This is a genomic window from Streptomyces sp. NBC_00286 (assembly GCF_036173125.1).
Taxonomy (GTDB): Bacteria; Actinomycetota; Actinomycetes; order Streptomycetales; family Streptomycetaceae; genus Streptomyces.
Map to the genome: position 1 here is coordinate 7,974,179 of NZ_CP108054.1, position 21,918 is coordinate 7,996,096.

A 21,918-nucleotide genomic window follows, 5' to 3' on the forward strand; every position below is an offset into this window, starting at 1 on the left:
CGCCCTCCCGGAACTGTTCGGGCGTGCCGAATCCGCTGCGCATCATCGGGCCCCACTCCACCCCTGCGGGGGCCGTGCCGCCCGGATCCGTACCTCGATGTCGGTGTCCTCGCGCAGCGCAGGGGCCACCTCGGCGGCCCGGGAAATGGTGCCGGTCACGCCGAGCGCCTTGGCGATGGTCAGCAGGCTCAGCATCAGTACGAAGGCCGGCAGGCACAGCGGTGCCCAGGTGACGACGGCGGTGTTGATCACCGATCGACCCGGGTGAGCATCGCGGTGACCCGGCTGGACAGTTCGCGGGGGCTGAAGGGCTTGATGATGTAGTCGTCGGCGCCTGCCGCGAAGCCCAGTTCGACGTCTCCCTCCTGGGACCGGGCGGTGATCAGGATGACGGGCAGCGAGGCGGTTTCGGGCGCGGAGCGGACCTCCCGGCAGACGTCCAGTCCCGACATCCCCGGCATGCGTATGTCGAGGAGTACGAGATCCAGCGGTTGCTCGCGCACGACGCGCAGCGCGGCCATGCCGTCCTCCACGGCTGTGACCTGGTGGCCGCTCTGGACCAGCTTGAACGCCACGAGATCCCGGATGTCGGCGTCGTCGTCGGCGATCAGGACACGAGCCATTACTCCTCCTGCGCTACGGAGCTTCGGTTTCGGTAGGAATCGACGAGCCGCGCCACCGCGGGCTGCCGGAACGGCTTGGCCAGCAGCTCGTCCGTCGCCAGCTCGACCAGGTCCTCCGGGTTGAGCACGGACGAGACGACGAGGTGGCACCGTTTCGTCCGCTCGTCCGCCCGTAGTCTCCGGATGACTTCCCGTCCGTCGATGCCTGGCAGCAGCACGTCGATGATCACCATGTCCGGAGGCTCGGCGAACGCCAGCTCCAGCCCTTCCTCACCGGTGTCCGCGACGGTCACACGGCACCCGAGGCCACCGAGATGCCGCTCCAGCAGGGCACTGACATCCCGTTCGTCCTCGATCACCAGGACATGTACGAGTCCCTGCTCAGAGCCCATCGCCAGTCCGATCCAAAAGGGCGGTCAAGTGGGGCAGTTACTTCCAAATTAGGTTCAACATGGATCTCTCGCCACATGGAGCACATGGCCCCCAGATGTGCGCGGGTAGGCGCTGATCGATCAAAGATCATTCTCGCAGGTCACCTTAGGTATGCCTAAGTGATGCACCGCACGCCGGGTGGCTCGGACGCGGGTTGTCACGCTCTCGGGAATTACGCAACAATGGTGTTGTGAAAAACGTCGGGCAGGCTCCGCAGGAGGAACTGGCGACCGGGGAGCGCTCTACGCGCAACCGGGTCGCGCGGTCCATCCTGGATCACGGCCCGTCGACCGTCGCCGACCTGGCCGGCCGCCTCGGCCTCACCCAGGCGGCCGTACGCAGGCATCTGGATGCCCTCGTCGCCGACGATGTCGTGGAGCCCCGTGAGAAGCGCGTCTACGGAGCGCGTACGCGCGGTCGCCCCGCCAAGGTCTTCGCGCTGACGGACTGCGGCCGGGACGCCTTCGACCAGTCGTACGACAAGCTCGCGGCGGACGCGCTGCGCTGGATCGCCGAGCGTGAGGGCGGTGACGAGGCCGTCGCCGCGTTCGCCCGCGCCAGGAGCGCCGCACTGGCCGGGGCGTACCGCAAGGCCATCGAGGCCGCCACCCCTGACAAGCGCACCGAAGCCCTGGCCAAGGCCCTGAGTGCGGACGGGTACGCTGCTACGGCGCGCAGCGCTCCCCTTCCGCAGAAGGGCGAGCAGCTCTGCCAGCACCACTGCCCGGTCGCCCATGTCGCCGAGCAGTTCCCCCAGTTGTGCGAGGCGGAGACCGAGATCTTTTCCCAGTTGCTCGGGACGCATGTCCAGCGGCTGGCCACCATCGCCCACGGCGACGGCGTCTGTACGACGTTCATCCCCAAGGCAACCCACCAGACCACCGATAACGCATCTGCAAGCACGGCCGGGAGGAACCCCGCATGACTCTCCCCACGGAGACTGCCCACCCTGAGCTCGAGGGCCTGGGCACGTACGAATACGGCTGGGCCGACTCCGACGTAGCCGGTGCCTCTGCCAAGCGCGGCCTGAACGAGGACGTCGTACGCGACATCTCCTCGAAGAAGAACGAGCCGGAGTGGATGACCAAGCTCCGCCTCAAGGGCCTGCGCCTGTTCGAGAAGAAGCCCATGCCGAACTGGGGCTCGGACCTGTCGGGCATCGACTTCGACAACATCAAGTACTTCGTACGTTCCACGGAGAAGCAGGCGGAGTCCTGGGAGGACCTGCCCGAGGACATCAAGAACACGTACGACAAGCTCGGCATCCCGGAGGCGGAGAAGCAGCGCCTCGTCGCCGGTGTCGCGGCCCAGTACGAGTCCGAGGTCGTCTACCACCAGATCCGCGAGGACCTGGAGGAGCAGGGCGTCATCTTCCTGGACACCGACACGGCCCTGAAGGAGCACCCGGAGCTCTTCAAGGAATACTTCGGGACGGTCATCCCGGTCGGTGACAACAAGTTCGCCTCGCTGAACTCCGCCGTGTGGTCCGGCGGCTCCTTCATCTACGTGCCGAAGGGCGTGCACGTGGAGATCCCGCTCCAGGCCTACTTCCGGATCAACACGGAGAACATGGGCCAGTTCGAGCGGACGCTGATCATCGTCGACGAGGGCGCCTATGTGCACTACGTCGAGGGCTGCACGGCGCCGATCTACAAGTCGGACTCGCTGCACTCCGCCGTGGTCGAGATCATCGTCAAGAAGAACGCCCGCTGCCGCTACACGACCATCCAGAACTGGTCGAACAACGTCTACAACCTGGTCACCAAGCGCGCCGTCGCCTACGAGGGCGCGACCATGGAGTGGATCGACGGCAACATCGGCTCCAAGGTGACGATGAAGTACCCCGCCGTCTACCTGATGGGCGAGCACGCCAAGGGCGAGACCCTGTCCATCGCCTTCGCCGGCGAGGGGCAGCACCAGGACGCCGGCTCCAAGATGGTCCACATGGCGCCGAACACCTCCTCCAACATCGTCTCCAAGTCGGTGGCGCGCGCCGGCGGCCGTACGTCGTACCGCGGACTGGTGGAGATCGGCGAGGGCGCCGCGGGCTCGAAGTCCAACGTGCTCTGTGACGCGCTGCTCGTCGACACGATCTCGCGGTCCGACACGTACCCGTATGTGGACGTCCGCGAGGACGACGTGTCCATGGGCCACGAGGCGACCGTCTCCAAGGTCTCCGAGGACCAGCTCTTCTACCTGATGAGCCGCGGTCTGAGCGAGTTCGAGGCGATGGCGATGATCGTGCGCGGCTTCGTCGAGCCGATCGCCAAGGAACTGCCCATGGAGTACGCGCTTGAGCTCAACCGGCTGATCGAGCTGCAGATGGAGGGCGCGGTCGGCTGACCGGCCTCCGGTCCGACGTCCAGGACGTCTAGGGGGGCGGCAGATCCGCCCCCCACCAGCAGCCCGAAGACTCATTACGTAGGAAGAGAGCAGACCGACAGCCATGGCTGAGGCTCAGAACATCCCCGTGGGTTCCACCACGGCCGGCCAGATCGCGGTCGCCGCCGAGTCGACCGTCGCCACGCGCATGAGCGCGCCCCCGTCCTTCGACGTGGCGAACTTCCCGGTCCCGCACGGCCGCGAGGAGGAGTGGCGGTTCACCCCGCTGGAGCGGCTGCGCGGGCTGCACGACGGCACCGCCGTCGCCACCGGCACCGGCGTGAAGGTCGACGTGCAGGCCCCCGAAGGCGTCACCGTCGAGACCGTCGGCCGTGACGACGCCCGCATCGGCAAGGCGGGCACCCCGGTGGACCGCGTCGCCGCCCAGGCGTACTCCGCGTTCGAGCAGGCCGGCGTGATCACCGTCCCCAAGGAGACGGTGCTCACCGAGCCGATCCGTGTCGCCGTGCACGGCGAGGGCGGCACCGCCTACGGCCACCAGGTCGTCGAGCTCGGCGCCTTCGCCGAGGCCGTCGTCGTCATCGACCACACCGGTGACGCGGTACTCGCGGCCAACGTCGACTACGTCCTGGGCGACGGCGCCAAGCTGACCGTCATCTCCGTCCAGGACTGGGACGACAAGGCCGTGCACGTCGGCCAGCACAACGCGCTGATCGGCCGCGACGCCACTTTCAAGTCGTTCGTGGTCACCTTCGGCGGCGACCTCGTACGCCTCCACCCGCGCGTCGCCTACGCCGGTCCCGGCGGCGAGGCCGAGCTCTTCGGCCTGTACTTCACCGACGCGGGCCAGCACCAGGAGCACCGCCTCCTCGTCGACCACAACACCCCGCACTGCAAGTCGAACGTCGCCTACAAGGGCGCACTCCAGGGCGACGACGCGCACGCGGTGTGGATCGGCGACGTGCTGATCGAGGCCAAGGCCGAGGGCACGGACACGTACGAGATGAACCGGAACCTGGTCCTGACCGACGGCGCCCGGGTCGACTCCGTACCGAACCTCGAGATCGAGACCGGCGAGATCGTCGGCGCGGGCCACGCCAGCGCCACCGGCCGCTTCGACGACGAGCAGCTCTTCTACCTGATGGCCCGCGGCATCCCCGCCGACGAGGCCCGCCGTCTCGTCGTGCGCGGCTTCTTCGCCGAGCTGGTCCAGCAGATCGGTGTCGACGACATCGAGGAGCGGCTGCTCGTGAAGATCGACGAGGAGCTGGAGGCGTCGGTCTGATGGCCATCGCGTTCGTACGCGCCTGTGGGCTGAGCGAGCTGGAGGAGGACACCCCGAAGCGGGTGGAACTCGACGGCACGCCGGTCTCCGTCGTGCAGACCGAGGGCGAGGTGTTCGCGATCCACGACATCTGCTCGCACGCGAACGTCTCGCTGTCGGAGGGCGAGGTGGACGACTGCCACATCGAGTGCTGGCTGCACGGCTCGCGTTTCGATCTGCGCTCCGGGAAACCCGACGCCCTTCCCGCGACCCGCCCCATTCCCGTATACCCCGTCAAGATCGAAGGGGACGACGTGCTCGTCTCCCTCACCCAGGAGTCCTGAGGCACCCATGGCAACGCTTGAAATCCGAGACCTGCACGTCACCGTCGAGGCCGACAACGCCACGAAGGAGATCCTCAAGGGCGTCGACCTCACCGTGAAGCAGGGCGAGACGCACGCCATCATGGGCCCGAACGGCTCCGGCAAGTCGACGCTCGCCTACTCGCTCGCGGGTCACCCCAAGTACACGATCACCGAGGGCACCGTCACCCTCGACGGCGAGGACGTCCTGGAGATGTCCGTCGACGAGCGCGCCCGCGCGGGCCTGTTCCTCGCGATGCAGTACCCGGTCGAGGTCCCCGGCGTCTCGGTCTCCAACTTCCTCCGTACCTCCGCCACCGCCATCCGCGGCGAGGCCCCCAAGCTGCGTACGTGGGTCAAGGAGGTGAAGGAGGCCATGCAGCACCTGAACATGGACCCCTCCTTCGCCGAGCGCAACGTGAACGAGGGCTTCTCCGGCGGTGAGAAGAAGCGCCACGAGATCCTTCAGCTGGAGCTGCTCAAGCCGAAGATCGCGATCCTCGACGAGACGGACTCCGGCCTCGACGTCGACGCGCTCCGGGTCGTCTCCGAGGGCGTCAACCGCGTCCGGGAGACCGGCGAGGTGGGCACGCTGCTCATCACGCACTACACGCGCATCCTGCGCTACATCAAGCCCGACCAGGTCCACGTCTTCGCGGGCGGCCGCATCGCCGAGTCCGGCGGTCCCGAGCTCGCCGACAAGCTCGAGGCCGAAGGGTACGAGGCATACACGAAGGGTGGCGTATCCGCGTGACATTGCTGCCGGGCCTCCTCGACACAGAGGCGATCCGCAAGGACTTCCCCGTCCTGGACCGACAGGTCCACGACGGCAAGAAGCTGGTGTACCTGGACAACGCGGCGACCTCGCAGAAACCGCGCCAGGTACTGGACGCCCTGAACGAGTACTACGAGCGCCACAACGCCAACGTCCACCGCGGTGTGCATGTGCTCGCCGAGGAGGCCACGGCGCTGTACGAGGGCGCGCGGGACAAGGTCGCGGAGTTCATCAACGCGCCCAGCCGCGACGAGGTGATCTTCACCAAGAACGCCTCCGAGTCCCTCAATCTCGTGGCCAACATGCTCGGTTGGGCCGATGAGCCCTACCGCGTGGACCACGAGACCGAGATCGTCATCACGGAGATGGAGCACCACTCCAACATCGTCCCGTGGCAGCTGCTGGCGCAGCGTACGGGCGCGAAGCTGAAGTGGTTCGGCCTGACCGACGACGGCCGCCTCGACCTCTCCAACATCGACGAGATCATCACCGAGAAGACGAAGATCGTTTCCTTCGTGCTGGTCTCCAACATCCTCGGCACCTTCAACCCGGTCGAGGCGATAATCCGCCGGGCGCAGGAAGTCGGCGCCCTCGTCTGCATCGACGCCTCGCAGGCCGCGCCGCACATGCCGCTGGACGTGCAGGCACTCCAGGCCGACTTCGTGGCGTTCACCGGCCACAAGATGTGCGCCCCGACGGGCGTCGGCATCCTGTGGGGACGCCAGGAACTCCTCGAGGACCTGCCCCCGTTCCTCGGCGGCGGCGAGATGATCGAGACGGTGTCGATGCACTCGTCGACATACGCGCCGGCGCCGCACAAGTTCGAGGCCGGTACGCCGCCGATCGCGCAGGCGGTCGGCCTCGGCGCGGCGATCGACTACCTGAACTCCATCGGCATGGAGAAGATCTGGGCCCACGAGCACGCGCTGACCGAGTACGCGGTCAAGCGCCTGTCGGAGGTCCCCGACCTGCGGATCATCGGCCCCACCACGGCCGAGGAACGCGGCGCCGCGATTTCCTTCACGCTCGGCGACATCCACCCCCACGACGTGGGCCAGGTCCTCGACGAACAAGGCATCGCGGTCCGGGTCGGCCACCACTGCGCCCGCCCCGTCTGCCTCCGATACGGAATTCCTGCGACCACGCGAGCGTCGTTCTATCTGTACTCCACGCCGGGTGAGATCGACGCACTCGTGGAAGGCCTGGACTACGTACGGAACTTCTTCGGCTGAGGAGCTGGCTGGGTCGTGAAGCTGGATTCGATGTACCAGGAAGTCATCCTGGACCACTACAAGCACCCGCACGGGCGTGGTCTGCGGGATGGCGATGCCGAGGTGCACCACGTCAACCCGACGTGCGGTGACGAGATCACGCTGCGCGTGAAGTATGAGGGCACGCAGATCGCTGACGTGAGCTACGAAGGCCAGGGCTGCTCGATCAGCCAGGCCTCCGCCTCCGTACTGAACGAACTGCTCGTCGGCAAGCAGCTCGCCGAGGCGCAGAAGATCCAGGAGACCTTCCTGGAGCTGATGCAGTCCAAGGGCCGCCTCGAGCCGGACGACGCGATGGAGGAGGTTCTGGAGGACGCGGTCGCGTTCGCCGGGGTCTCCAAGTACCCCGCCCGTGTGAAGTGCGCCCTGCTGAGCTGGATGGCCTGGAAGGATGCGACGGCCCAGGCCCTGGGCGAGGCCGACGCCGAAAGGAAGACGGCATGAGCGAGACCATTGAGATGAAACCGGCCTCGGAGGAAGAGGTCCGCGAGGCGCTGTACGACGTGGTCGACCCCGAGTTGGGCATCGACGTCGTCAACCTCGGCCTGATCTACGGCATCCACATCGACGACGCGAACATCGCGACGCTCGACATGACGCTGACCTCGGCGGCCTGTCCGCTGACGGACGTCATCGAGGACCAGGCCAAGTCCGCCACGGACGGCCTCGTCAGCGAGCTCCGCATCAACTGGGTCTGGATGCCCCCGTGGGGCCCCGACAAGATCACGGACGATGGGCGTGAGCAGCTGCGGGCGCTCGGGTTCAACGTCTGAGTTCGCATATACGTGTGTGGGGGCCCCGGCAGCTGCCGGGGCCCCCACACGTTTGGGATCACTTCTGTCGGTCGGCTCAGCTCAGGCCATCGACCAGCCGGAACGCCGAGTCGGCCCGATAGAGACCGCTGTGCTCGTACCGCTCAAGACGGAGCTGGAAGTTGCGGTGGCGCACGAAGCTTCCGGGGAAGTTGACCGCCTCCAGCATCACGGCGCCGGAGTGCGAGGACGGGCGCGGGCAGAAGGTGGCGTCCTTCTTGAAGAGCTCCGAGCCGTCATGACGGCCCGTACGGAGCTGGAAGTTGAGGTGGCGGACATAGCCGCCGTCGCCCGTGGAGAAGGACACGCAGTTCGAGTCGGCGAGGCCGGGCACGAGCGTGAAGGTGGAATCCTGCCGCGTCTCGGCGGAGCTGCCGGAGCTCACCTGGTCGAGACGGCCGGTGCCGTCGCTGAAGTGCCAGTAGCGGTCGGGGTAGTTGACCGCCTGGACCGACTTCAGCGAGGTGGAGGCCGGCGGCTTGGCCGGGGGCTTGTTGGGGGCGGAGGGCTTCGGGGGTTGCTTGATGGGCTTGGAGGCCCGCCCCTGCTCCTCGGAGGAGTCGCCCTTGCCGTCCGAGGCGGCTTCCTCGGGGCTCGGCTGCGGTGAGGCGAGGCCGCTCTTTCCGCTGGGCTCCGTGGTGGGGCCCTCGGGAGGCGTGAAGTCGGGGACGACCGGCTGCGAGGCGGAGGTGGTCTGCGGCCCTTGCGACTCCTTGTCCTCGGTCTGGTCGAGGATCGCGATCGCGGTCACCGTGGAGGCCAGCACCGCCACGGCCAGTACGCCGGCCAGGTAGAGGCGGCGCGTCCCGGGTATGCGGCCACCGTCGAGGTCCTCGCCTGTCTCCCATACCTTCGGGGGCGCTTCCGCGGCGGCGGGGAGTTTCGGATCGGCCGTACGGGCAGCGGCACGTGGGGGGCGAGCCTGCGCACCCTTCGGCTCGGGCGCGGGCTGGTCCGGACCGGGTCCGGGCTTGCTGTCTGGCATGCGCTGTTCCTCCAGCGTCGCCTTGAGGCGAACGAGGATTGGTCATGTGTTCTCGCCAGGGGCGGAACACGAGAGGAAGCGGAGGTCGCGGCGTCCGGAACATCCGGCTGTAGCCGGGGGACTCCGGTGCGCGACGTGGAAACAGTAGTGGACCCGGCGCGTTCTGAGCAGACGTTTCAGAGAGCGGTTTCAAAACGCAGAGAACAATTTCATAACCTGAAGCAAATTGCCCTGACTTGGCCCTCCGACCTGCACCGTCCCGTGCGCTCCCCGCAGGCAGCGCACGGGACATGACGTGACGTCAGCGGGCGAATGACGACAGTCCGGCGGCGATCCGCTCCCGGCTTCCGTCGTTCTGGACCGGCGCCGCAGTGAGCACGTCCAGGTGCTGGTAGCCCGGCAGGACCACCGGGTTCTCGTCCTGCGGAATGTGGTCCGCCAGGATGCCGTCGCCCGCGATGAACGTGACCTTGGGGTTCGCGGTGAGGCCCTCCTTGTGCACCAGCTTGCGCGCGAGCTGCGGATCGTCGATCAGCTGGATGTCCGTGACCAGCCGGGTCGGGAAGTAGTCCTCCGTGAAGTCCAGCGGCTGTTCGGAGAGGCTGCGGGCCAACTCCCCGATGTCCGTGACCTCCTTGGCGGCGGCGGTGAACGGGGCGCCATTGGCCGAGCGGTACACCGGGTCGTCGGCCGCGCCCACCCGGTCGTAGTTGCGCCAGGTGTAGAGGGGGCCGCCCGGTTCATCCGGGATGGCCTTCAACTCCGTACCGAAGAGGGCTGGTTGGGCCGGGGCATCGTTCGAGACGGGGAAGTTCTTGTCCACGATCCGGCCGCCACCGCCGCCACCGCCGTCGGCGCCGCCCGCGCTGTCGAAGAAGCCCACGCTCGTCTGGATGAAGGCGAGCGGTGCCGAGTGGTCGTCCATGAAGGCGCCCAGCACGGCCTCGTTGGTGAGCCGGAAGTCGCGGATGGTCGGGCTGCCCTTCAGGAAGACCTCGGAGTTCTTGGAGAAGAGCATGCGGCCCGTCGTCTCGATGTTGGTGTTCGACGGGACCGAGTCGAGCAGCGCGGACTCGGCGTCGGGCGCTTGGCGGGCCGCCAGGCCGCTCAGTGCGAGCAGGTTCATCGTCTCGGGGTTGAGCACCGCGGGCAGCGCGAGGAAACGGGGCAGAACTCCGGTGCGCAGCCCGGCCTGTACGGCGGCGTAACCGATGCTCGTGTCCGGGATCAGCCCCGGCAGCAGGGACCCGCCGGGACCGTTTCCGCCGGACGGCGTACCGTTCAGGTCGTCCAGCGAGGTGGAGATCGTGGTGTCCAGGGCGAAGTAGCCGGCGCACTGGTTGAAGCCCGCGTCCGCCTTCGTCGCCGGGTTCCCGTCGAAGTCCCAGGTGGCGAAGACTCCGGTGAGGACGCCGCCCAGCGAATGCCCGCCGCACAGCACCTTCTCCTTGCGCAGCTTCTGGCCTGGCAGTTCGGCGGACAGCAGGTCGTACTGGTCGCGTACGGTCTGCTCCAGGCCGACGTCGGCGAGCCAGCCCGCCTGATCGCTCGTCACGAAGCCGTCGAACTTACGCCCGTCGACCTGCTTGCCGCCGTAGTAGTAGTCAACTGCCTTGACGGAGTTACCCGTTGCGATCCCGGCGTTGTCCTCAAGGCAGTTGGAGCGCCGGTCCAGCGCCCAGAACTCGATGTGCCGGCCCTTCTCGGCCGCCGCCCTCACCGTGTTCCGGGCCACGCTGTCGAAGGCGCCCGCGCCCTCCAGAATGCCCGGCTGGGCCACCAGAATCCGGTCGGCGTCGGCGGACTTCGACGGCCCGTCCGATGACCGGTAGCGCAGATACGACAGCCAGTCGCAGCGCGCCGGGTGGCTGCCGACCGAGGCCGGCAGCGGGATCCGTACCGACACCTCGGTCTCGATGACGTCGGTGACCGGCGACGTGGACTTCACGGTGGTCTCCGTACGGCCGGTTGTCCCGTCCGCCGACGGCGCCACGGTCAGCGCCGCCGCGGCCAGCGCTCCGGCGGCCAGTGCACGCGTCCAGGGCCTGTTGCGATGTGCGGCTCCTTTGCTCATGACCGCACCTAACCAGCGGTAACTCACCGGCTCTACAACGGAATACGCGCAAGCGGTGGCGCGCCTTGCGCGGATCCGTACAACACCGCCGCCCGGTCTGGTGGCGAGGGTGGGGCGGCCGGGGGAGACTGCGTCGTATGGCTGTCCGCTGGTATCAAGTCGCCGTACAGGCACACGATCTGCTGTCGCTGGCCCGCTTCTGGTGTCAAGTCCTGGACTGGCGCGTGGTGTTCGAGTCCGAGGAGGAGGTCGTCATCGCGTCCGCCCCCGACGCGCTGCCGGGGATCTGCTTCCTGCCCATCGACGAACGCAAAACGACTCAGAACCGGCTGCACATCGACCTCACGCCGGACGACCAGGCGGCCGAAGTCAAGCGGCTGCTCGCACTCGGGGCGCGCCGGGTCGACGTCGGCCAGGGTGAGGACGTGACCTGGACCGTTCTCGCCGACCCCGAGGGCAACGAATTCTGCGTACTGCGGCCGAAGAAGACGCTCCTCGACTGAAACCCGTCCCATCCCGCTTATGTACGGGCGTACGCATCGATGTGTACGCTCGTACGCATGGGATACGCAACGCTCATGGCCGCCATCGCGGCCGAGGTGGCCGCCACGACCGCCATGAAGTACAGCCACGGGTTCACCAAGCTGTGGCCCACCGTGGGGACGTGGGTCGGCTACGTCATCTCCTTCGTGCTGCTCGCGCAGACGCTGAAGACCGTGTCGGTCGGCACGGCGTACGCGATCTGGGCCGGAGTCGGCACGGCGGCCATCGCGGCGATCGGGATCGTGTGGCTGGGGGAGGGGCTGAACGCGGCGAAGGCGGCCGGGATCGTGCTGATCATCGTCGGCGTGGTGGTGCTGCACCTGGGCGGGGGGCACTGATGGGCCGCCATGGCATGAGGGGCGTGCGCTGATGGCCCGGCGTTACGACCCCGACCGGCGCCGGCGGATCATCGACGCGGCCATCCGGGTCGTGGGCGCCAAGGGCATAGCCGGGCTGAGCCATCGCTCCGTCGCGGCCGAGGCCGATGTTCCGCTGGGCTCTACCACGTACCACTTCAAGACGCTCGACGAGCTGATGGTCGCCGCCCTGCGACAGGCGAACGAGGGCTTCGCCAAGCTGGTCGTCGCGCGCGGCGCCCTGGAGGACCCGGAGAGCGATGTCGCCGCCGAACTTGCCGGCCTGGTGGGCGAGTGGCTGGCAGGCGACCGTACGGGAGTGGAGCTCGAGTACGAGCTCTACCTCGCCGCCCTCCGCCGCCCCGCCCTGCGCCCCGTAGCCGCCGAATGGTGTCAGGACCTCGCCGACAGCATCGCCCGCCGCACAGACCAGGTCACCGCCCGCGCCCTGGTCGCGCTGCTGGACGGCATCTGCCTCCAGGTGCTGCTCACGGGAGTGGAATACGACGAGGAGTACGCCCGTGACGTGCTGGCCCGCGTGATCCCCTGAGCTTTCGCTGCGCGGGGCGTGTGAGCCGTGAACCTTCCTCGGTCCACCGGGGAACAGGGGGTGCGGACTGCTGGCGATTGACGGCGCGCGGGCGTGTTCTGGCGCACATGCTTGAGTGTCCGGGCCGTGGCCTGTGCGGCCGCATGGGCCGGAACGAAGGTTCCCTTGTCGAATGCGTGACCTTTTCCGGTGGTGGTCGTTGGGGGAGGTGACGGGTTCTTCGGGAGGTGCTGGGACGGGGGGGAAGGGATGGGTGGGCTGCGGGAGGTTGCGGCGCCGTTCGTGGTCCCTGGCCCCTCGGGAGTGGCGATCCGTGACCGGCTCAAAGGGCTGACTGCCGAGCATGAGTTCTGGCAACAGGACTCACTCCCGCTCAGTCTCCAGGAACGGTGACAAGCTCGGCACGACACAGCAGAGCGTCCCTGACACCAACGTTGATGCGCCCGGCACGTGAGATGCCGGGCGCACCGGTTGGCCCCTCGCGCCCCCGGCCGGTTAGGTTTCCCTCATGACCGACACGACTGCTTCTCGCACCACCGGCGCTGTCGCCGCCGGCCTCGCCACGGTCGCCGCCGACGGCACCGTTCTCGACACCTGGTTCCCCGCGCCGGAGCTCGTCGCCGACCCCGGCCCGTCCGGTACGGAACGGCTGTCCGCCGAGAGGGCCGCCGAGCTGCTCGGCGGAGGCGCTACCGCGGCGGTCGGCCCGGACGCCCGCCGGGGCGTCGAGGTGGTCGCGGTCCGTACGGTCATCGCCTCGCTCGACGAGAAGCCGATCGACGCGCATGACGTGTACCTGCGCCTCCACCTGCTCTCGCACCGACTGGTTCAGCCGCACGGCCAGAGCCTGGACGGCATGTTCGCGCACCTCGCCAACGTCGCCTGGACCTCGCTCGGCCCGGTCGCCGTCGACGACCTCGAGAAGGTCCGGCTCAACGCCCGCGCCGAGGGCCTCCACCTGGCGGTGACGTCGGTCGACAAGTTCCCGCGCATGACGGACTACGTGGCTCCCAAGGGCGTACGCATCGCCGACGCCGACCGGGTCCGCCTCGGCGCGCACCTCGCCGAGGGCACCACGGTCATGCACGAGGGCTTCGTGAACTTCAACGCCGGCACGCTCGGCACGTCGATGGTCGAGGGCCGTATCTCCGCCGGTGTCGTGGTCGGCAACGGTTCGGACATCGGCGGCGGCGCCTCCACCATGGGCACCCTCTCCGGCGGCGGCAACGTCCGCATCACCATCGGCGAGCGCTGCCTCGTCGGCGCGGAGGCGGGCGTCGGGATCGCGCTCGGCGACGAGTGCGTGGTCGAGGCGGGCCTGTACGTCACCGCCGGCACCCGCGTCACGATGCCCGACGGCCAGATCGTCAAGGCCCGCGAGCTCTCCGGCGCCTCGAACATCCTCTTCCGCCGCAACTCGGTCAGCGGCACCGTTGAGGCGCGGCCGAACAATGCGGCGTGGGGCGGGCTGAACGACATCCTGCACAGCCACAACTAGCTCCACACCAGCTCGCCACGACGGTCGTTTGAAGTGCGGGTTCGTCGTGGCTTGTCGCGCCCGCGCGGCGGAGCCGCATATGTCACAGCCCCGCGCCCCTAAAGGGGCTGCGGGGAACTTTCTTTTGCGCGCAGGCATAGCCGGAGCAGGCCGCGCGCGTCACAAGGAATGTGAAGCGGGGGAGGCCCGCCGGGGAAGAGAAGGTGACGATGGATGCCCAAGGGCAGGAGCGCTTCCGGGAGTTCGTGGAGAACCGTTCGTCGGCCTTGCTGAAGACCGCCGTCCTGCTCAGCGGCGGAGACCGGCACGCCGCCGAGGATCTGCTGCAGAGCGCGCTGATCAAGGCGGCGGGCCGGTGGCAGCGGATCGACGAGCCGGAGGCGTACGTACGACGGATCCTGTACCGGCAGCAGGTGAGCCGGTGGCGGCTGAAGTGGCGAAGACGAGAGCTGACGGTCGCCGAGCCGCCCGAGGGGACGGGCGAAGGTGACGCCGCCTCCGCCGCCGAGCTGCGCATCCTGATGCGCGAGGCGCTGGCACGGCTGACCCCGCGACAGCGGACCGTGCTGGTGCTGCGGTACTTCGAGGATCTGCCGGAGGCCGACGTGGCCCGCATCCTCGGCTGCTCGGTCGGAACCGTGCGCTCCACCACACACCGCTCGCTCGCCCGGCTGCGCACGCTCGCACCCGAACTGGCCGCACTCGGCCTCGCCGACGCCGAGCAGCCCCCCTCCCGTGACTACTCCCCCGTGGAGGTACGCCCGTGAACGTCGACGAACTGGTGCGTGAATCCCTGCGGGAGCAGGCCACCGAACAGCCGCCTCTGGGCCCGGGCTTCGCCGACCGCGTCCTGACCGCCCGGCGCCGCCGCCGCACCCGTACGCTCGCGTCCCTCGCCGCGGCCACCACCGCCGTGGTCGCCGTCGCGGTGGCCGTGCCGCTGGCGACCGAGGGCGAGGAGGACGTACGGCCCGCGAGCCAGATGAACAAGAGCGACATCATCGGGCACCCCAACCAGTCGCCGCCGCGCGATCTGATCGCAGCCGGGGACACGGTGCTGTCCGCCTTCTGGGTCTACAAGAACGTCAAGCAGCCCAACGGCGACACCATCCACACCCGTACGTACGGCCTGCTGAACCAGAAGACCGGCAAGTACGAGAAGACCAAGAAGTGGGCCTTCCTGGACATCGCACCGGGTTCACGGACGGCCGCCGTGCTGGAAGGCGAGCTGCCCGCCCGGCGCATCGGACTGCTCGATCTGATCAGCGGCAAGGTGGAGCGCTGGATTCCGGTGGACCGCGGTGTCGGTGGTGTCGCCTTCTCTCCGGACGGCGAGAAGCTGGTCGCGACGACCTACGGCAAGAACCCCGACCGCAACTTCGCCGACCACCCCCAGAACGTGGACGGCAAGAAGGTTCCGGGACCCGTGTCGAGCCGGACCGGATTCGCCGTCGTGGATGTGGACTCGGGCACGTCGGAGTGGCACAAGGCGCCGGACAAGCCGGATGAGTTCGGCTGGTTCGGGAACCCCCGCGAGGACTTCGACTGGAGCCATGACGGCAAGCTCGTCTACGCGCACAGGGCGATGGAGCCGTACCGTGAGTACTACGACCTGAACGGCGACGAGGCGGACTGGCCCGCGAACGAAAAGTCCCTCGGCTACGCCGAGGCGGGTCTCTCACCGGACGGCAAGCTCGCGGCGGGGGAGTTCGCCGGCGACGGGAAGGAGATCGCCTCCGCGATCAACGACGCGAAGACCGGCAAGCGGGTCACCACGGTGCCGGTCCAGCAACTCCTCGCCTGGGCCGACAACAAGCGGCTCATCGCCTGGGGCTGCGATCCAGAGAAGTGCGGCGGCACGGGGGAGTTCCGCAACCAGCTTCTGTTGGTGACCATCGGCACGAACAAGGTCGTCCCACTGAGCGACTTCCGCAAGGCGAGCGCCGACTACCCGGGCCGGTGGGAGCCGTTGTTCAGCTCGCGCTGACCAGTGCTGATCAGTTCCTCGTACGCAGCCAGCAGCCCGTCGACCGTCTCGCGGCCGGCGGGCCGCAGCGGTCCGCGTACCGGACCGGCGGGCAGGCCGAGCGCACCGAGCAGGGCCTTCGCCGTGACCGTGCCGGGCTGGCCGGAGGCCATCATCAGCTCGATGAGAGGGATGGCCCGGCGCTGCAGGCGGGCGGCCTCCGTGGTGTTCCCGGCGTCGAACGCGTCCAGGATTCCCCGGAGTTGGCGGGGCGCGGCGTTGGCGACGGTGCTGATGTAGCCGGCGCCGCCCACCGCGTACAGAGGGAGGATGAACTCCTCGCAGCCCGTGTAGTACGCGAGGTCCGTGGCGGCCAGTACCTTCTGGGTGCCGAGGAGGTCGTACGCGCAGTCCTTGACCGCCACGATCCGCGGATGTGCGGCGAGGCGCAGCATGGACTCCGGCTCGATGCGGGTGGCGGTGCGGCCCGGGATGTCGTACAGCGCTAGCGGCAGTCCGGAGGCGTCCGCGATCTCCCGGAAGTGGGCCTCGAGGGCTTCCTGGGGCGGCTTGCTGTAGTAGGGCGAGACCACCAACAGGCCGTCCGCGCCCGCCTTTTCGGCCTCCTGAGCCAGCTCGATCGTGTGCCGTGTGTCGTACGTCCCGACGCCCGCCACCACCGCGGCCCGGCCCCCGACCGCCTCGGCCACGGCCCGCACGAGCGCGGACTTCTCGGCGTCCGTCGTGGTCGGCGACTCCCCGGTCGTCCCTGACAGCACAAGACCCTCGCACCCGTCCGCGACCAGCCGCTCGGCCAGCGCCTGCGCACCGTCCAGATCGAGGAGGCCTTCCTCGGTGAAGGGCGTGATCATCGCGCAGAGGGCGCGGCCGAAGGGTGGGGCGGAGGGCGTGGTCATGTCCGTAGTTTCGGTATCCCGATGCTGAAGCTCCACTTAATTCTTCTACGAGATATCCGTAAGGAACGCTGTGCGGTGAGCGAACGGGGGCGGGCGGGCGTGGTCTAGGAACTCGGCGGCGTTTGGGTCACCATGGCGAGGACGGTAGTTGGTGATCGGTCACGGGAGGCGTTATGAGGCTGGGTAAGGCGCTCGCCACCGGAGTCGCCGAGGAGCGGCCGCGCGTGGAAGAGGACGAAGTGGAGCTTCAACTCGCTGAGGAGATCAAGGAGTTGGAGCCCGCCGTCGAAGAGGTTCCGGTCGCGCGATGAGGTGGCGGCTCCCCGAGGAACGTCCGGCGGAGCCGCCCACCGGATTCAAGATCGCCCACCCGATGCTGTCGCAGGACGGCAGCCGGGCCGGGTTCACCGGTGTGTCGCTGGGCGGCGCGCTGCCGTACGGGGTGCTCGACGAGGCCCACTGCGTGTACGGGCTGCGGCACCGGGCACCGCATCGCCGCTGCGACTGCGGCTTCCACTCTGTGCACGACCGTACGGCGGCCGAGGCCATGCTGTGCACCGCCGAGCACCGGACCGCCGTGCTCCTTGAGGTTTCCGTCCTCGGCGCCTACATCCGCTTCGAGCTCGGCTTCCGTTACGCCCGGCAGCGGGTCCGTACCGCCACGGTCGGCCCCTGTAGCTGCGGCTCCGTGGCCGTGGCGCTGGCCGACGCCGGATGGGGCAGACCCGGCTGGCGGGCGCTGGCGGCGAGCTGCGCCGGATGCGTACGCGGCCGTCCGTCCGTATCCCTGGCGACCTTCGCGCGGCTGGGTGGCGAGGGGCTGCGGGTACGGGCCGTACGGGCCGGTGGAGGTGCCGCACCGTCCGGCGGTGACCTGCCCGAGGGGCTGGGTGTGTCCGAGCTGGTCGCCGAGGCCGCGCTGCTGCAGGCGCGGCTCGACTGGTTTCAGACCCAGCTGGTGCGGCTTGAACCGGGCGAGCGCGGGTCCGGACAGGGGTAGCCGCGGCTCGGCGGGGTACTCGGGCGTCCCGAGACGAGAGGAGGCGGGGCGCCGTGACCGAGACCCTGCAGCGGCGGCCGGAGGAACACCACTCGGTGGGTGACCTTGTCGGACAGGCCACCGAACAGCTCTCCGCACTCGTACGGCAGGAAGTACAGCTCGCGAAAGAGGAGTTGGCGCAGAAGGGCAAGCGCGCGGGACGCGGCGGCGGGCTCCTCGGCGCGGCGGGCGCCGTCGCGTACGTCGGCCTGATGGCGCTGGCCGGCACGGGCACCGCCGCACTGGCGCTGGAGTTGCCTGTGTGGGCGTCGGCGCTCATCATCACGGCTGTGCTCTTCGTGATCGCGGCCATCCTGGGCCTCACCGGCCGCGCGCAACTGCGCCGCGCCACGCCACCCCTGCCTGCGGAGACCCTTGAAAGCGTCCGGGCCGACGTCGACGAAATCAAGGAAAGGGCGCAGCGATGAAGGAGAGGAAGAACAAGAACGGCTCCGACGCCGCCGAGGCCGCTGGGGCGGCCGGGGCCGCCGCGGTCGGCGCCACCGGGGCTGCCGGTGCGGCCGGGGCCGGAGAGTCCGCGGAGTCCGCCGCGCCCGAAGGTGCCGCGAAGGCGGCCCGTGGGGCCAAGGGCCCGGACGAACTGCGACAGCAGATCGCGCAGACCCGTGCGCAACTGGGCGACACCGTAGAGGAGTTGGCCGCCAAGGCCGATGTGCGGGGCCGCGCACGTGCGGGCGGAGCCAAGCTCAGGAGCAAGGCCTCCGACGCGGGGCATGCCGTGCAGGACAAGGCCGCCCACGCCGGGCACGCGGTACAGGACAAGGCCGCGCACGCCGGACACGCGGTACAGGACAAGGCCGCTCACGCCGGCCATGCCGTACAGGCGAACGTGCCACAGCCCGTACGCAACGCCGCCACAGCGGTCGGCCAAGCCGGGAAGCGACACCCCAAATCGCTGCTGATCAGCGGAGCGGCAGCCGCGATCGCGGTAGGGATACTGCGGCGTCAGGCCCAGGGCCACCGCTACATCGCCGGCCCCCGCTTTGCCGTGGGCAGCCGCCGGATGCCCGGCCTCGGCCGCGTCGCCTTCGTCCGCACCAAGGGCCTGGGCCGCATGGGCTTCCAGCGCACGAAGGGGCTCGGCGGTCTCCGTCGCACGCGGGGCCTCGGCGGCCTCGGTCCCCGCCGCACGAGGGGGCTCGGCGGTGTCGGTCTCCGCGGCACCAGGGGCTTCCGCCGCACCGGCCTCCGCGGCACGACGGGCCTCGACCGCATCGGCTTCCGCCGCACGACGGGGCTGCGCCGCATCGGCCTGCACCGCACAAGCGGTCTCCGCTTCCGCCGCGGGTCCGGCCTCGAGCGAGCCACGGACGACCTCCGCCGCGCTGTAGGCCGTCACTGACACCGGACGGAGCCGCCACAACAGCACAGTCACCGTGTAGCCGCCCTCTGGCCTTGACCTGAACTTTGGTTGAGGTCAGAGGGTGGGTGGTGCTCGCACCAAAGCACCGATCACTGGAGGCTGTGATGACCCGCCGTACCGACGCGCACCCCGACCTGACCCGCCCTGACGCGGAAGCCCGGTTCTTCAGCACCTGGCGGGTGGGGACACCCGAGCGGCAGAAGGAGACGGTCGAAGCGATCGCCGCCACCTGGGAGAGCAGGCCCTGGCCGACCGAGGGCCTGCTCGGCTATTACGTCTACACCGGGCATGACGGCACGACCCTGCTGCACCACTCGCAGTGGGCCGACGAGCAGGCGTACGAGGCGTTCACGAAGGTGCATCGGCAAGAGCGTGTCGACGAGATCGACACCGCAGTGCCCGGGATCGAGCGGGTGGCCCTCGGACGGTACCGGCTGTATCGCAGCGGCACCCGCCCCGAGGTCGAGTCGCGGGTGCCCGGCTGCATCGTGATCGTCGGCGTCGAGTTCGAGGGCCCGGACCCCGAGCGGCAGCGCGCTTGGGTGGACGCCGTGTTCGAGGCCCTGGAGAGCGAGCCGAACCAGCACCCCGGCGGGATCTCCGCCCACTTCCACCTGAGCACGGACGGCACAAGGGTCCTCAACTACGCGGAGTGGCAGAGCGCGCAGGCCCACATCGACGCCCTGTCCGGCCCCGGCAACGGCGTCGGATCGCGCACGCCGCAGTGGGAGCGCGTACAGACGTACCCCGGACTGAAGGGCTCCACGGTCAGCAGGTACTCGTACGCCCTCGGACTCGTCCCGAAGTAACCCGTACACGCGACGCAAGAAGCGGACGAGCCCGGCCCCCCGGACGACAGGGCCAGGCTCGTTCGCGCACAGGGACTACGGCCTGAACCGGAGCACCTGCGGGTCGTGGTCGCTGATCTGGTCGGCGAACTCCGCGTTGATGTGCACGCTGTCGTAGCGGAAGTCGCAGTACTTGCGGATCGACGGGCTGATCAGGATCTGGTCGAGGACCTGGCTGTTGCCCTGGAAGTCGTAGCTGTAACGCTCGCTCTTCGGCAGGGACTTGATGGCCGAGTAGAGGACGCCGTCGTCCTCCAGCAGCTTCGTCGTCTCGGAGAACTCGAAGTCGTTGATGTCGCCGAGCGTGACGACGTTCGCGTTCCTCTGCTTCGCCAGGATGTCCTTGACGAAGGCGTTCACCGACTTCGCCTGGAGGTGGCGCTGGGTCTCCGAGGAGCGGACCGGCGGCTGGAACTGGGAGTGCAGCGCCTGGTCGCCGCCCTTGGACGCGAAGTGGTTCGCGATCACGAAGACCGTCTTGCCGCGGAAGACGAACTCGCCGACGAGCGGCTTGCGGCTGTTCTTCCATGCCTCGGCCGCCGGGTCGATACGGCCCGGGGATGCCGTGAGGGCCGCCTTGCCGTACGCCTTCGTGACGCCCACGGCCGTCGTCGCGTCGCCGCCCGCGCGGTCGGTGAAGGAGACGCGCGCCGGGTTGAAGAGGAACACGTTGCGTATGTTGCCCCCCGGCTGGCCACCGTCCGCGAGATCGACCGGGTCGATGGACCGCCAGTCGTATGCCGGGCCGCCCGCGGCCTTGATCGCGTCGATGAGCTTGCGCAGCGTCTCGTCGGCGGCGACCGTGCCGTCGTTCTTCGCGCCGTTGTTGTCCTGGATCTCCTCCAGGGACACGATGTCGGGCGACTGCAGGTTCTTCACGATCGCGGCGGCGTGATCGGCGAAGGACTCGTCCGTCGGGTCGAGGTTCTCGACGTTGTACGTCGCCACCGCCAGCTCGCTCCGCGACTGCTTACGGGTCGTCTCGCGCTCAAGCCCGCCGTCGGCGACCGTGCCCAGGGTGCGGGCGGTCAGCGTGTAGCCGCCGAACTGGGTGTAGTCGAGCGGGCCCTCGGTGGTGCCCTTCAGGGTGTCGCCGACGTTCGCCGTCGGGAACGGCTGCGTGGCGGTCGGGGTCAGCGACTGGATCTGCAGCCGGCCGGTGTTCTGCGAGTCGTACGAGCCGTAGACGGTGCCGCCGCGGCGAGTCGGGTTCTCCCACGGCTTCACCGTCACCCACAGCTCGGAGAACGGGTCGGTGGCGGTGACCACGCGCGAGGAGCCGATCTTGACGTTCATGCCCTCCAGCGACTCGTAGAAGTCGAGGGCGTACTTTCGCGGCTGCAGGGAGAGCCCGTTGACCGAACCGTTCGCGCCCTTGTCGCCGGTCGGCGCGTACGCGCGCGGTACCGAATGACCGCTGATGGTCGTGGCCGCCGGAAGCGCGTTGCCGCTCGACTCCACGGTCACCGTCGGCCTGGTGATCTGCGTGAGCGACTGGTTGCCCGAGGAGGCGCCGCCCGGCACGAACTCCGTGACGGTGCCCGAGACCCTCACCGAGTCCCCGACGGCGACGTTCGGCGTGGAGCTGGTGAAGACGAAGATGCCTTCGCTGGTGGCAGGGTTCTTGTCCGCGGACGGGTCCTGGATCCAGAAGCCACGGGACGAACCGTAGGTCCGTACGCCCGTCACGATGCCGGTCACATCCGTGACCTGCTGCCCCGCGAGCGGGGAGGTCCGGGTGCTGCCCTGGATGTCGTGGACGGCCACGGCCTCCGCCTGGGCGGAGCCGGTGAACACCACGGCGGAGACGGTGGAACAGACGGCGGCGACGGTGAGCGCGGCTATGCGCGCGGAAGACTTGCTCGGCAACGGAATC

At 68.9% G+C, this 21,918-nt stretch carries 26 protein-coding genes; 19 read left to right on the forward strand and 7 right to left on the reverse strand.

The genetic code is table 11. The features are described 5' to 3' along the window. Nucleotides 1–42 precede the first annotated feature (42 nt). Genes OHT21_RS36005 through OHT21_RS36015 form a run of 3 tightly spaced genes read right to left on the reverse strand, consistent with a single transcriptional unit; the run spans nucleotide 43 to nucleotide 1,015 of the window. A complete protein-coding gene (locus tag OHT21_RS36005; protein ID WP_328772450.1) occupies nucleotides 43–252 on the reverse strand; it encodes a hypothetical protein in 210 nt (69 codons plus the stop codon). Then, on the reverse strand, nucleotides 249–623 hold the full coding sequence (locus OHT21_RS36010; RefSeq protein ID WP_328772451.1) for a response regulator transcription factor: 375 nt from the start codon (nucleotides 621–623) through the stop codon (nucleotides 249–251). Before OHT21_RS36010 ends, OHT21_RS36005 begins: the two co-directional genes overlap by 4 nt. Then, nucleotides 623–1,015, reverse strand: a complete 393-nt coding sequence (locus OHT21_RS36015) for a response regulator (protein WP_328772452.1) — start codon at nucleotides 1,013–1,015, stop codon at nucleotides 623–625. The genes OHT21_RS36010 and OHT21_RS36015 overlap by 1 nt, the downstream gene beginning before the upstream one ends. Before the next feature lie 230 nt (nucleotides 1,016–1,245). On the opposite strand from OHT21_RS36015, the gene OHT21_RS36020 reads away from it, so the two are divergent. From OHT21_RS36020 to OHT21_RS36055, 8 genes are all read left to right on the forward strand, one after another. Next, on the forward strand, nucleotides 1,246–1,980 hold the full coding sequence (locus OHT21_RS36020) for a helix-turn-helix transcriptional regulator (protein WP_328772453.1): 735 nt from the start codon (nucleotides 1,246–1,248) through the stop codon (nucleotides 1,978–1,980). Then, nucleotides 1,977–3,398, forward strand: coding sequence for a Fe-S cluster assembly protein SufB (sufB, locus tag OHT21_RS36025; RefSeq protein WP_328772454.1), 1,422 nt, complete (start codon nucleotides 1,977–1,979; stop codon nucleotides 3,396–3,398). The genes OHT21_RS36020 and sufB overlap by 4 nt, the downstream gene beginning before the upstream one ends. Nucleotides 3,399–3,501: 103 nt before the next feature. Then, nucleotides 3,502–4,683, forward strand: coding sequence for a Fe-S cluster assembly protein SufD (sufD, locus tag OHT21_RS36030; protein WP_328772455.1), 1,182 nt, complete (start codon nucleotides 3,502–3,504; stop codon nucleotides 4,681–4,683). A gap of 5 nt (nucleotides 4,684–4,688) precedes the next feature. Continuing rightward, entirely contained in the window at nucleotides 4,689–5,006 is a 318-nt protein-coding gene (locus OHT21_RS36035) for a non-heme iron oxygenase ferredoxin subunit (protein ID WP_165340025.1), read from the forward strand. Nucleotides 5,007–5,013: 7 nt separating this feature from the next. Further along, the gene (sufC, locus tag OHT21_RS36040) at nucleotides 5,014–5,778 is read left to right on the forward strand and encodes a Fe-S cluster assembly ATPase SufC (RefSeq protein WP_328772456.1); all 765 of its coding nucleotides are present in this window, start codon (nucleotides 5,014–5,016) and stop codon (nucleotides 5,776–5,778) included. Then, a complete protein-coding gene (locus OHT21_RS36045) occupies nucleotides 5,775–7,031 on the forward strand; it encodes a cysteine desulfurase (protein ID WP_328772457.1) in 1,257 nt (418 codons plus the stop codon). Before sufC ends, OHT21_RS36045 begins: the two co-directional genes overlap by 4 nt. 15 nt (nucleotides 7,032–7,046) lie before the next feature. Next, entirely contained in the window at nucleotides 7,047–7,514 is a 468-nt protein-coding gene (gene sufU / locus OHT21_RS36050; protein ID WP_328772458.1) for a Fe-S cluster assembly sulfur transfer protein SufU, read from the forward strand. Beyond that, entirely contained in the window at nucleotides 7,511–7,843 is a 333-nt protein-coding gene (locus OHT21_RS36055) for a metal-sulfur cluster assembly factor (protein WP_033317897.1), read from the forward strand. Before sufU ends, OHT21_RS36055 begins: the two co-directional genes overlap by 4 nt. A gap of 76 nt (nucleotides 7,844–7,919) precedes the next feature. On the opposite strand, the gene OHT21_RS36060 is transcribed toward OHT21_RS36055, so the two are convergent. Both OHT21_RS36060 and OHT21_RS36065 read right to left on the reverse strand, forming a co-directional pair. Further along, nucleotides 7,920–8,867, reverse strand: a complete 948-nt coding sequence (locus tag OHT21_RS36060) for an AbfB domain-containing protein (protein ID WP_328772459.1) — start codon at nucleotides 8,865–8,867, stop codon at nucleotides 7,920–7,922. Nucleotides 8,868–9,168: 301 nt separating this feature from the next. After that, nucleotides 9,169–10,941, reverse strand: coding sequence for a hypothetical protein (locus OHT21_RS36065; protein ID WP_328772460.1), 1,773 nt, complete (start codon nucleotides 10,939–10,941; stop codon nucleotides 9,169–9,171). Between the two features lie 137 nt (nucleotides 10,942–11,078). Here OHT21_RS36065 and OHT21_RS36070 point away from each other — a divergent pair, with 137 nt between their 5' ends. From OHT21_RS36070 to OHT21_RS36095, 6 genes are all read left to right on the forward strand, one after another. Further along, nucleotides 11,079–11,444 (forward strand): VOC family protein, encoded by a 366-nt coding sequence (locus OHT21_RS36070; protein ID WP_328772461.1) that lies wholly within the window; start codon nucleotides 11,079–11,081, stop codon nucleotides 11,442–11,444. A 57-nt stretch (nucleotides 11,445–11,501) separates the two neighbouring features. Further along, entirely contained in the window at nucleotides 11,502–11,822 is a 321-nt protein-coding gene (locus OHT21_RS36075) for a DMT family transporter (protein WP_328772462.1), read from the forward strand. A 31-nt stretch (nucleotides 11,823–11,853) separates the two neighbouring features. Next, nucleotides 11,854–12,390, forward strand: a complete 537-nt coding sequence (locus OHT21_RS36080; protein ID WP_328772463.1) for a TetR/AcrR family transcriptional regulator — start codon at nucleotides 11,854–11,856, stop codon at nucleotides 12,388–12,390. A gap of 508 nt (nucleotides 12,391–12,898) precedes the next feature. Further along, the gene (gene dapD / locus OHT21_RS36085) at nucleotides 12,899–13,888 is read left to right on the forward strand and encodes a 2,3,4,5-tetrahydropyridine-2,6-dicarboxylate N-succinyltransferase (RefSeq protein ID WP_328772464.1); all 990 of its coding nucleotides are present in this window, start codon (nucleotides 12,899–12,901) and stop codon (nucleotides 13,886–13,888) included. A gap of 209 nt (nucleotides 13,889–14,097) precedes the next feature. Continuing rightward, on the forward strand, nucleotides 14,098–14,655 hold the full coding sequence (locus OHT21_RS36090) for a SigE family RNA polymerase sigma factor (RefSeq protein ID WP_328772465.1): 558 nt from the start codon (nucleotides 14,098–14,100) through the stop codon (nucleotides 14,653–14,655). Next, a complete protein-coding gene (locus OHT21_RS36095; protein ID WP_328772466.1) occupies nucleotides 14,652–15,875 on the forward strand; it encodes a WD40 repeat domain-containing protein in 1,224 nt (407 codons plus the stop codon). The genes OHT21_RS36090 and OHT21_RS36095 overlap by 4 nt, the downstream gene beginning before the upstream one ends. Here OHT21_RS36095 and dapA read toward each other — a convergent pair. Further along, nucleotides 15,836–16,771, reverse strand: coding sequence for a 4-hydroxy-tetrahydrodipicolinate synthase (gene dapA, locus OHT21_RS36100; RefSeq protein ID WP_328772467.1), 936 nt, complete (start codon nucleotides 16,769–16,771; stop codon nucleotides 15,836–15,838). The two genes, OHT21_RS36095 and dapA, sit on opposite strands and share 40 nt — an antisense overlap. A 173-nt stretch (nucleotides 16,772–16,944) precedes the next feature. Here dapA and OHT21_RS36105 point away from each other — a divergent pair, with 173 nt between their 5' ends. The 5 genes from OHT21_RS36105 to OHT21_RS36125 all read left to right on the forward strand — a co-directional run bounded on the left by OHT21_RS36105 (nucleotide 16,945) and on the right by OHT21_RS36125 (nucleotide 20,003). Beyond that, on the forward strand, nucleotides 16,945–17,082 hold the full coding sequence (locus tag OHT21_RS36105) for a hypothetical protein (protein WP_328772468.1): 138 nt from the start codon (nucleotides 16,945–16,947) through the stop codon (nucleotides 17,080–17,082). After that, the gene (locus OHT21_RS36110; protein WP_328772469.1) at nucleotides 17,079–17,771 is read left to right on the forward strand and encodes a hypothetical protein; all 693 of its coding nucleotides are present in this window, start codon (nucleotides 17,079–17,081) and stop codon (nucleotides 17,769–17,771) included. The genes OHT21_RS36105 and OHT21_RS36110 overlap by 4 nt, the downstream gene beginning before the upstream one ends. A gap of 53 nt (nucleotides 17,772–17,824) precedes the next feature. Beyond that, entirely contained in the window at nucleotides 17,825–18,238 is a 414-nt protein-coding gene (locus OHT21_RS36115) for a phage holin family protein (protein ID WP_328772470.1), read from the forward strand. After that, a complete protein-coding gene (locus tag OHT21_RS36120; protein ID WP_328772471.1) occupies nucleotides 18,235–19,173 on the forward strand; it encodes a DUF3618 domain-containing protein in 939 nt (312 codons plus the stop codon). The genes OHT21_RS36115 and OHT21_RS36120 overlap by 4 nt, the downstream gene beginning before the upstream one ends. A 125-nt stretch (nucleotides 19,174–19,298) precedes the next feature. After that, nucleotides 19,299–20,003 carry an antibiotic biosynthesis monooxygenase gene (locus OHT21_RS36125; protein ID WP_328772472.1) on the forward strand — a complete coding sequence of 235 codons (705 nt, stop codon included), beginning with the start codon at nucleotides 19,299–19,301 and terminating at the stop codon, nucleotides 20,001–20,003. A gap of 75 nt (nucleotides 20,004–20,078) precedes the next feature. Here OHT21_RS36125 and OHT21_RS36130 read toward each other — a convergent pair whose 3' ends face one another. Beyond that, nucleotides 20,079–21,911 (reverse strand): endonuclease/exonuclease/phosphatase family protein, encoded by a 1,833-nt coding sequence (locus tag OHT21_RS36130; protein ID WP_328772473.1) that lies wholly within the window; start codon nucleotides 21,909–21,911, stop codon nucleotides 20,079–20,081. Nucleotides 21,912–21,918 lie beyond the last annotated feature (7 nt).